9 protein-coding genes are annotated in these 8,200 nt (G+C 66.6%); 3 read left to right on the top strand and 6 right to left on the bottom strand.

Going from position 1 to position 8,200, the window contains the following annotated elements; genetic code table 11:
- Nucleotides 1–232 precede the first annotated feature (232 nt).
- Together GH737_RS03045 and GH737_RS03040 are read left to right on the top strand one after the other, a co-directional pair.
- Complete coding sequence (locus tag GH737_RS03045; RefSeq protein ID WP_155263387.1) at nt 233–1,783, top strand: hypothetical protein; 1,551 nt, start codon at nt 233–235, stop codon at nt 1,781–1,783.
- Nucleotides 1,783–2,799, top strand: coding sequence for a glycosyltransferase family 2 protein (locus GH737_RS03040; RefSeq protein ID WP_155263386.1), 1,017 nt, complete (start codon nt 1,783–1,785; stop codon nt 2,797–2,799). Before GH737_RS03045 ends, GH737_RS03040 begins: the two co-directional genes overlap by 1 nt.
- Here GH737_RS03040 and GH737_RS03035 read toward each other — a convergent pair.
- Nucleotides 2,733–3,461 (bottom strand): class I SAM-dependent methyltransferase, encoded by a 729-nt coding sequence (locus tag GH737_RS03035; protein ID WP_155263389.1) that lies wholly within the window; start codon nt 3,459–3,461, stop codon nt 2,733–2,735. The genes GH737_RS03040 and GH737_RS03035 overlap by 67 nt on opposite strands.
- Nucleotides 3,461–3,862, bottom strand: coding sequence for a GtrA family protein (locus tag GH737_RS03030; RefSeq protein ID WP_155263385.1), 402 nt, complete (start codon nt 3,860–3,862; stop codon nt 3,461–3,463). Before GH737_RS03030 ends, GH737_RS03035 begins: the two co-directional genes overlap by 1 nt.
- 45 nt (nt 3,863–3,907) lie before the next feature.
- Between GH737_RS03030 and GH737_RS03025 the strand changes: the two genes are divergently transcribed.
- The gene (locus tag GH737_RS03025; protein ID WP_155263384.1) at nt 3,908–5,731 is read left to right on the top strand and encodes an AcrB/AcrD/AcrF family protein; all 1,824 of its coding nucleotides are present in this window, start codon (nt 3,908–3,910) and stop codon (nt 5,729–5,731) included.
- Here GH737_RS03025 and GH737_RS03020 read toward each other — a convergent pair.
- From GH737_RS03020 to GH737_RS03005, 4 genes are read right to left on the bottom strand one after another with little or no spacing between them, the layout of a single operon-like run.
- Entirely contained in the window at nt 5,728–6,360 is a 633-nt protein-coding gene (locus GH737_RS03020; RefSeq protein WP_155263383.1) for a MarC family protein, read from the bottom strand. The two genes, GH737_RS03025 and GH737_RS03020, sit on opposite strands and share 4 nt — an antisense overlap.
- Nucleotides 6,357–7,007 (bottom strand): hypothetical protein, encoded by a 651-nt coding sequence (locus tag GH737_RS03015; protein ID WP_155263382.1) that lies wholly within the window; start codon nt 7,005–7,007, stop codon nt 6,357–6,359. The genes GH737_RS03020 and GH737_RS03015 overlap by 4 nt, the downstream gene beginning before the upstream one ends.
- Nucleotides 7,004–7,891: a bifunctional methylenetetrahydrofolate dehydrogenase/methenyltetrahydrofolate cyclohydrolase FolD gene (gene folD, locus GH737_RS03010; protein WP_155263381.1), complete on the bottom strand. Its 888-nt coding sequence runs from the start codon at nt 7,889–7,891 to the stop codon at nt 7,004–7,006. The genes GH737_RS03015 and folD overlap by 4 nt, the downstream gene beginning before the upstream one ends.
- On the bottom strand, nt 7,891–8,187 hold the full coding sequence (locus tag GH737_RS03005) for a YggT family protein (protein WP_155263380.1): 297 nt from the start codon (nt 8,185–8,187) through the stop codon (nt 7,891–7,893). The genes folD and GH737_RS03005 overlap by 1 nt, the downstream gene beginning before the upstream one ends.
- Nucleotides 8,188–8,200: the final 13 nt, after the last annotated feature.

Genomic DNA, 8,200 nt, shown 5'->3' with positions numbered 1-8,200 from the left:
CAGCCGCGGCCCGGGGGGCCTCGCGGCGATGCTCAACGACGGCCGCGCGCCCGAGTGGCTCGATCCGGTCGCGATCCCGGGCCTCACGGGCCTGCGGGTCCTGCGCGTGCGCAAGGATGTGCTTTCCGGCGCCTGATTCCTCGCGCGAAGAAGCTCCACGCCAGTCCGGCCGCGTTGGACAATTGATTGCGGGGCGCTAGGAGCGCCCCCAACGGCTTACAGGTCTGTGATTATGGGGGTTGAACCGAGCTTGCCGGTCGACGTGATCGTGGAGAGGCGCCCGTGGTGGGAATCGCGCGCCTGCCTCGCCCTCGTCGTGTTCGCGACCATGGTGCCGCTCGTCTACCCGCCGATCCCGCCCCTCGTCGATTTGTTCGGGCACATGGGGCGCTACCGGGTCGAGCTCGACCTGGATCATTCGCCCTGGCTTCAGGCCTATTACGATTATCACTGGGCGGCGATCGGCAACCTCGGCGTCGACGTGCTCGTCATCCCGCTCGGCAAGCTGCTCGGGCTCGAATGGGCGGTGAAAGTGATCGTGATGGCGATTCCGCCGCTCACCGCCGCGGGCTTCCTGTGGGTTGCGCGCGAAGTGCACGGGCGCATCCCGCCCACCGTATTTTTCGCGCTGCCGTTCATCTACGGCTTTCCATTCCTGTTTGGCTTCGTGAATTTCGCGCTGTCGGTTGCGCTTGCTTTCCTCGCCTTCGGGCTGTGGCTGAGGCTCGGCCGGCTCGAGCGGACAGTCGTTCGCGAATGGCTGTTCGTGCCGATCTCGCTCGTCGTCTTCTTCACCCACACCTACGGCTGGGGACTGCTTGGCCTGATGTGCTTTTCGGCTGATGCGGTTCGGCTTCACGACCGCGGGCGGACCTGGTGGCGGGCGGGCATCGAGGCGGCGCTGCGAACGTCGGTGATGGGCCTGCCAATCCTGATCATGCTGATCTGGCGCAGCGAGACGCACGGCGGCCACACGGTCGACTGGTTCGACTGGGAAATCAAATGGCGCTGGATCTACTCGGCGCTGCGAGACCGCTGGAAATGGCTCGACATCGCCTCGCTGATCGTCCCGGCGCTGGTCTTTCTCTATGCGCTGTTCAGCCGCAAGCTGACGCTGTCGCGCAACCTCGCCTTTTCGGCGATCGTGCTCGCGGCGGCTTTCGCGATCATTCCGCGAATCGTGTTCGGCTCGGCTTACGCCGACATGCGGCTGGTTCCTTATGTGATCGCCGTCGCGCTACTGGCGATCCGCTTCCGCGGCGCACCCGACCGGACGACTGCGCAAGTGCTTGCGGTGATCGGGCTGTTGTTCTTCGGAACGCGCACCGTAGCCAACACCCTGAGCCTCGGCCTCGCCGGGCGCGACCAGACGGCAAAGTTGGAGGCAATCGACCATCTTCCCCGCGGGGCGCGCGTGATCAGCCTCGTCGGCATGCCGTGCCGGGAATATTGGCCGCTGCTGCGCAATGGCCATCTGGGAGCGATGGTGATCGTCCGCCGCGAAGGCTTCTCCAACGACCAGTGGCTGCTCGAAGGAGTCAACCTGCTCGATCTCAACTATCGCGCCGCCGGCTATTATGCGGCCGACCCGTCGCAACTGGTTCGGCCCAACCGGTGCCGCGACCCGCTCCACCGGACGATCGACCAGTCGCTCGCCTCTCTCCCGCGCGACGATTTCGATTATGTGTGGCTGATCGACGTGCCGCCCCATGATGCCGGACTCGTCACCGGATTGCAGCCGGTCTGGCGGGGACCCGGCAGCATCCTCTATCGTCTGCACTGATGCCCGCGCTGTCGATCGTCGTACCGTGCTTCAACGAAGAAGCCTGTCTGCCCGCGTTGCACCGGCGGCTCGGCGCAGCGGCGCGCGCGGCGGTCGACAGCGATTATGAGATCGTGCTCGTCAACGACGGCTCGCGCGACGGCAGTTGGCCCATCATGCGCGGCATGGCGGCCGACGATCCGCACGTCATGGCGGTCAACCTGTCGCGCAACCACGGACACCAGCTCGCGCTCACAGCAGGGCTCGATCTCTGCCGCGGCGACACGGTGCTCATCATCGACGCCGATTTGCAGGATCCGCCGGAGCTGCTGCCCGAAATGATGCAGGTGATGCGCGCCGAGGAGGCGGACGTCGTCTATGGCGTGCGCCGCAGCCGCTCGGGAGAGACTGCGTTCAAGCGGGCGACGGCGCACGGCTTTTACCGGCTGATGTCGCGTGCGACCGAGGTCGACATCCCGCTCGATACTGGCGATTTCCGGCTGATGAGCCGGCGGGCGCTCGAGGCGCTGCTGGCAATGCCGGAGCAGGCGCGGTTCATCCGCGGGATGGTCGCGTGGATCGGCTTCAGGCAGGTGGCGTTCGTCTATGACCGACAGGAGCGATTTGCCGGCGAGACCAAATATCCCTTCAAGAAGATGATGCGCTTCGCGTTCGACGCGCTCACCGGCTTCTCGTCCGCGCCGCTGAAGCTCGCCAGCTACGTCGGGCTCGCGCTGTCGATGGGATCGGTGATCCTCGTCCTCTACATCGCTTATGCATGGACCGCCGGGCGGAATGTCCCCGGCTGGACCTCGCTGATGCTGATCGTCGTCATTATCGGCGCGGTGCAGATGTTCGTGCTTGCGCTGATGGGCGAATATATCGGCCGGCTCTACAACGAGGCGAAGGGGCGTCCGCTGTACATCGTCCAGGAGGTGGCGGGGGACGGCCGGGCCGAGGCGAAGCTCGGCTATATCGCCGACGCGACGGCGAAGAGCGACAGGCCCGGCGGCAGGGGCAAGCGCCCGACGAGGTGACGCTCCGCCGCGAACACTGCCTCGAGCGCGGCGTTGAGCGGCTTCGGCGGAAGCTTCACGTCCGCATCATCCTTCCCGCGCAGCTTGGATGCGAGTCTCTCGGCGATCGCGAGCGGGAACAGCAGGCTGTTGAAATAGCCGGACTTCTCGAGGTGGAGCGGCGACGCTTCCACGATCCTCCTCAACGCCGCTTTCGAGTAGCGGCGCTTGTGGTGGTTGACGACGTCGTGGGCCGACCACATCCAGCGGTGCGCCGGGACGGTCATCACGAGTTTGCCGCCCGGCTTGAGCTTGCCGGCGATGGCGGTGAGCGCGGCCGCGTCATCGTCGACATGCTCGATGACGTCGAGGGCGGCGACGAGATCGTAGCGCCGGTCGCCGAGGCCTGTCAGTTCCGGAAGCGGCGCGTTCATCACCTCGCGGCCGAGCCGCTGCTGCGCGATGGCGCGCGCCTCGTCGTCGAGCTCGACTGCGTCGACCTCACCGAATTCAGCGAGCATCGCGAGGTTGTGGCCGGTGCCGCAGCCGATTTCGAGGATCCGCCCGGCTGCCGGCGGCATCGCCTCGCGCCGGATGAGATCCGCGAGGATCTCGCGGCGCGCGCGGTACCACCAGTGGCGCTGGTCGAGCTCGGCCATCTGTTGGTAGACGACACGCTCCATCAGCCGAACACCCACTGACGGTTTAGCGCATAGGTCGCGAGCGGCGTGATGAAGATCGCGGGGACCAGTGGCCACCAGGTGGGCCCGTGCATCGGTCCGGTCAGCACCCAGGTGAACAGCTCGTTGAGCAGAAAGCCCGCACCCTGGACTGCGAAGAACTTGACCTTCATGCGCCGGTCCTCGCGCTTGCCGTGGCCGCGGAAGCTCCAGCGGCTGTGGAGCACGAAGCCGATGCTGACCGCGACGAGGAAGGCGAAGACCACCGCGAGCACGGGCGCCATCACGAAAGTGGCGAGGTACCAGTAGATGGCCGAATAGACGCCGGCGAGGAAGAACCCGACCAGCGCGAACCTGACCAATTGCCCGAAGGTTTCGTTACTGACGTTTAATCCCGTCGCCATGCCCGGCTGCTTGCCGTTTAGAGTTTGCCGGCTACAGCCGGAAAAATGCTGCAAGGCAAGGCGCTGCAAATCAACGTCGAGGCGTGGGAGCGCCGCGCGGTCGAGATCGTCGGACGACACTGGAAGTGGATCGTCCTGGCCGCGTGGCTGGTCGCCTGCGCCTGGTTCATGATTGAGAAGTGGAGCAGCATCCGTTTCTTCTTCCTGCCCGATACCGACGACAACATGCGGATGATGCAGGTCCGCGGGCTGCTCCACGGGCAGGGCTGGTTCGACCTGCGGCAGTACCGGATGAACCCGCCATGGGGCGCCAATATCCACTGGTCGCGGCTGGTTGACCTTCCGATCGCCGGGCTGATCCTGGGCTTGCGGCCGTTGCTCGGCGGCCCCGCGGCCGAACGCTGGGCCGTCGCGATCGCGCCGCTCCTGCCTTACCTTCTCCTGCTTTTCTCGCTCGCGCTGACGGCGCGCCGGCTCATCGACCCGCGTGCCTATCCGATCGCACTGCTGGCGATTGTCTTCGCGGGGTCGACCAACGGCATGTTCATGCCCGAGCGGATCGATCATCACGGCTGGCAGCTGGCGCTGCTTGCCGCCAGCCTCGCGGGGGTCGCCGATCCCCGGCGCGTACGTGGCGGTCTCGTGCTTGGCGCCACCACCGCCTTGTCGTTCGCCATCGGGCTCGAGATGGTCATCTATCTCGCGCTCGCCGGCGCGGCGATGGTGCTGTTCTGGGTTGCCGACGCGAAGGAAGCAGCGCGGCTGCGCGCCTATGCGCTGTCGCTGAGCGCCGGGATCGCGCTGGCGTTCCTGATCTTCGCCTCCAACGACAACCGCAACCCGGTCTGCGACGCGCTCTCGCCGGTCTATCTGTCGGACGCGCTTCTCGCCGGCGGCCTGATGTATGCGCTGACCTGGTTCTCGCCGCGCGGCGGCTGGACCAGGCGCTTCTGGCTTGCGCTCATTGCCGGCCTGATGCTCGCCGGCTTCCACGCATCCTTCTGGCCGCAATGCCTCGAGAAGCCGGAGCACATCTCGCCGGAAGCGCAGCGGTTGTGGATGTCCTACGTCAAGGAGGCGCGGCCCGTCTTCCTCCACGGCTGGCGCACCGCCTCGATGATCGCCGCGCTCCCGATCACGGGAGCGATCGGCTGGGCCCTGCTGGCGTGGATGCGGCGGCGCGATCCTGACCTCCTGCGCCGAATCATCGGCGTCGCCGTGCCGGGCATCGTCGCCTCGCTCCTGCTGCTGTGGCAGACCCGCACCGGCCCGGCGGCGCAGATGATGGCGGTGGTAGGCGCGTCGGCGATCGTGTGGTTCCTGTTCCCGCTGTTCTGGGGGTCCCGCCATTGGGCGGTCCGCGTGGGCGGCGCAGTGGTCGCGATCGTCGTTGGCGTGGGTGCCGCCGTACCGTTGCTGCTGGGCTTGATCCCGGAGAAGAATGCAGCGCCTGCGCGCGGGGCCGCAATCGGGCGCGCGAACAACCTCTGCTCCTCCTTGTGGGGGCTCCACCCGGTCGCGCTGCAGCCCAAGGGGCTGGTGTTCACCTTCGTCGATCTGGGCCCGCGGCTGATCACGCTCACCCATCACGACGTGATCACCGGGCCCTACCACCGCAACTACCGCCAGATCGTCGACGTGATGCACGCGTGGCGCGGCAGCGCCGAACAGGCGCACCAGATCATCGTGGGCAAATATCACTCGGATTACGTGCTGAGCTGCCCGAACAGCTCGACGACCACGATCTTCATGTCGGAAGCGCCAAAGGGCTTTTACGGGCAGCTAGCGAGAGGCAAGGTCCCCAAGTGGCTCCAGCCGGTCCACCTTCCGAGCGATTCGCCGTTCAAGATGTGGCGGGTGGTGGGCTAAGCCAGCACGTTCGGGAAACTTTCCTTCAAGCCGTCGATCACGAACTGCGCGGCGAGCGCGGCGAGGATCACGCCGAGGATCCGCGTGATCGCGGCTTCGACCTTGTCACCGATCAGGCGCATCAGCGGACCAGCGGCGAGCAGGGTCACCATGGTCATCAGCACCACCACGGTCATCGCGGCGAGGACGACGGCGACGTGGAGCGGCGTTTCCGCGCGCGACACCCACAGCATCACGCTGGCGATCGAGCCGGGGCCGCTGATCATCGGCATGGCCATCGGGAAGACGCTGATGTCTTCCCCTTCGGGCTTGCCTTCGATCGACTCGGCCCTTTTTTCGCGCCGTTCGGTGCGGCGCTCGAACACCATGTCGATCGCAATGAAGAAGAGCATGATTCCGCCGGCGATGCGGAAGCTCGCAAGGCTGATCCCGAGCCAGTGAAGCATCGGCCGGCCGAGCAAAGCGAAGAACAGCAGGATGCCCCAGGCAATGAGCGAGGAGCGGATCGCCATCGCGCGCCGATGGGCGAGCGAGGTTCCGCGGGTGAGGCTGGCGAAGATCGGCGCGCAGCCCGGCGGGTCGATGATCACCAGGAAGGTGACCAACGCCGAGCCGAACAGCTCGATCATTGCTTTTCGGGTGGAGGAGGCGGTGCCGGAACGTCGTTGTAGAGCACCTGCTCGTACCGCGTGCCGTTCCACTGGAAGACGCGCAAGTGCCGAGCGCCGCCCTTCTCGACCTTCCAGTCCCAGCCCAGCGTCTTGTCGGCGGATTCGCCCCGGCCATTGTCGTCGGGAGTCATCATCGCCTGTCGAGGCGTCAGCGCGGGAGGCGGGATGACGGGTGCGCCGGGTGCCTTCGCGCGGCAGGATGCGCGGTGAACCTGCGCTTTCGCGGCCGGCACAGGCGCACCCTTGGCCAGCGGTCCGCCGCCGTCATAGGCCCAGCGCCATCCGGCGCGCGTGCGCTGCCACACCGTCGTGAAATAGCCGCCCATCTTGCCATTGAGCCCGAACCACGGGCCGGTGTTCACGGCCGTCCGTCCGTCGCACGAAACGAAGCTGTGCGCCGGGCGCCAGCTTATCGCCTTCGGCGGGTCTTTCTTCGGCAGCACCTCGCGGGCCCAGGCGGCCTGTGGCGTGAACACGACCGCATCCTGGCCGGCCCATTTGCGAAACGCGGTCCACTGGCCCAGCCGCTGCGCGTCGCGGGCGAAAGCGAGCTCGGCATCGACGGCGCTCGGCGCGGCGGCAGCGAGGAGAAGTGCGGCGATCATAGGCTTCTCTCATAAACGAAGCGCTCGCGCCGGGCTGCCGACACGAACGTGTTGCGGATCAGGCAGGCGATCGTCATCGGACCGACGCCGCCGGGGACGGGGGTAATAGCCCCGGCAACCTCGATCGCCTCATCGAACGCGACGTCGCCGAGGAGCTTGCGGCTCCCGTCCGGCAGTTCGACCCGCTCCTGTCCGACGTCGATCACCGTCGATCCGGGCTTGAGCCAGTCGCCGCGGATAAGCTCGGGGCGGCCGACCGCCGCGACGACGATGTCGCAGCGGCGCACGGCCGCAGGCAGGTCGCGGGTGCGCGAGTGCGCGATCGTGACGGTGCAGTTCGCCTGGAGCAGCAGCTGCGCCATCGGCTTGCCGACGATGTTGGAGCGTCCGACGACGATCGCATCGAGCCCGGTCAGGTCGCCCCGCTCCTGCTGCAGCAGCATCAGGCAGCCGAGCGGCGTGCACGGCACGAAACCGTGGAGACCGATCGCGAGGCGGCCGGCGTTCTCCGGATGGAAGCCGTCGACGTCCTTGTCGGGCGAGAGGCGGGTGATGATCACCCGCTCGTCGATGTGTGGCGGCAGCGGGAGCTGAACGAGGATGCCATCGACCGCCGGATCGGCGTTGAGCTCGTCGATCAGCGCCAGCAGCTCGCCTTGTTCGATCGATTCGGGAAGGCGGTGCTCGAAACTTTCCATGCCGGCTTCGCGCGTCGCCTTCACTTTCGAGCGGACATAGGCGTTGGACGGGGGATGCTCGCCGATCAGGACTACCGCCAGGCCGGGGGCGCGTCCGATGGACTCGCGGAAGCGCGAAACCTCGATGGCAATCCGCCCGCGAAGCGCGGCAGCGGCGGCCTTTCCGTCGATCAACTTCGCGCTCATCAGCCGTAATAATATTGGGTGACGACGCCGGCGAGCAGCTTCTTGATGACCTGGATCAAAATCAGGATCACCAAAGGCGAGAAATCGATGCCGCCGAAGTCGGGAAGCATGCGCCGGATCGGCCGGTAGAGCGGCGCGGTGATGCGGTCGATCGCCATGGCGAAGGCGCGCACGCCGTTTGAATTGGTGTTGAGCACGTTGAACGCGAGCAGCCAGCTCAGGACCACCTGGATGATGATCACCCAGGTGAGGATGGTGAGCAGCAGGTTGACGATGCCGACGAGTGCGATGAGCATGGCGCGGGCTTAG

Origin of the sequence: Sphingomonas segetis (assembly GCF_009720245.1) — a bacterium.
GTDB lineage: Bacteria > Pseudomonadota > Alphaproteobacteria > Sphingomonadales > Sphingomonadaceae > Sphingomicrobium > Sphingomicrobium segetis.
The sequence above is the reverse complement of the archived record's forward strand: the minus strand, read 5'-3'. Positions and strand labels throughout refer to the sequence as shown.

Excerpts from the sequence above, each read along its gene's own strand:
- GH737_RS03025 (WP_155263384.1), top strand. The coding sequence starts at position 3,908 with ATGCTGCAAGGCAAGGCGCTGCAAATCAACGTCGAGGCGTGGGAGCGC.
- GH737_RS03035 (WP_155263389.1), bottom strand. The coding sequence starts at position 3,461 with ATGGAGCGTGTCGTCTACCAACAGATGGCCGAGCTCGACCAGCGCCAC.
- GH737_RS03040 (WP_155263386.1), top strand. The coding sequence starts at position 1,783 with ATGCCCGCGCTGTCGATCGTCGTACCGTGCTTCAACGAAGAAGCCTGT.
- GH737_RS03045 (WP_155263387.1), top strand. The coding sequence starts at position 233 with ATGGGGGTTGAACCGAGCTTGCCGGTCGACGTGATCGTGGAGAGGCGC.
- GH737_RS03015 (WP_155263382.1), bottom strand. The coding sequence starts at position 7,007 with ATGATCGCCGCACTTCTCCTCGCTGCCGCCGCGCCGAGCGCCGTCGAT.
- GH737_RS03020 (WP_155263383.1), bottom strand. The coding sequence starts at position 6,360 with ATGATCGAGCTGTTCGGCTCGGCGTTGGTCACCTTCCTGGTGATCATC.
- GH737_RS03005 (WP_155263380.1), bottom strand. The coding sequence starts at position 8,187 with ATGCTCATCGCACTCGTCGGCATCGTCAACCTGCTGCTCACCATCCTC.
- folD (WP_155263381.1), bottom strand. The coding sequence starts at position 7,891 with ATGAGCGCGAAGTTGATCGACGGAAAGGCCGCCGCTGCCGCGCTTCGC.
- GH737_RS03030 (WP_155263385.1), bottom strand. The coding sequence starts at position 3,862 with ATGGCGACGGGATTAAACGTCAGTAACGAAACCTTCGGGCAATTGGTC.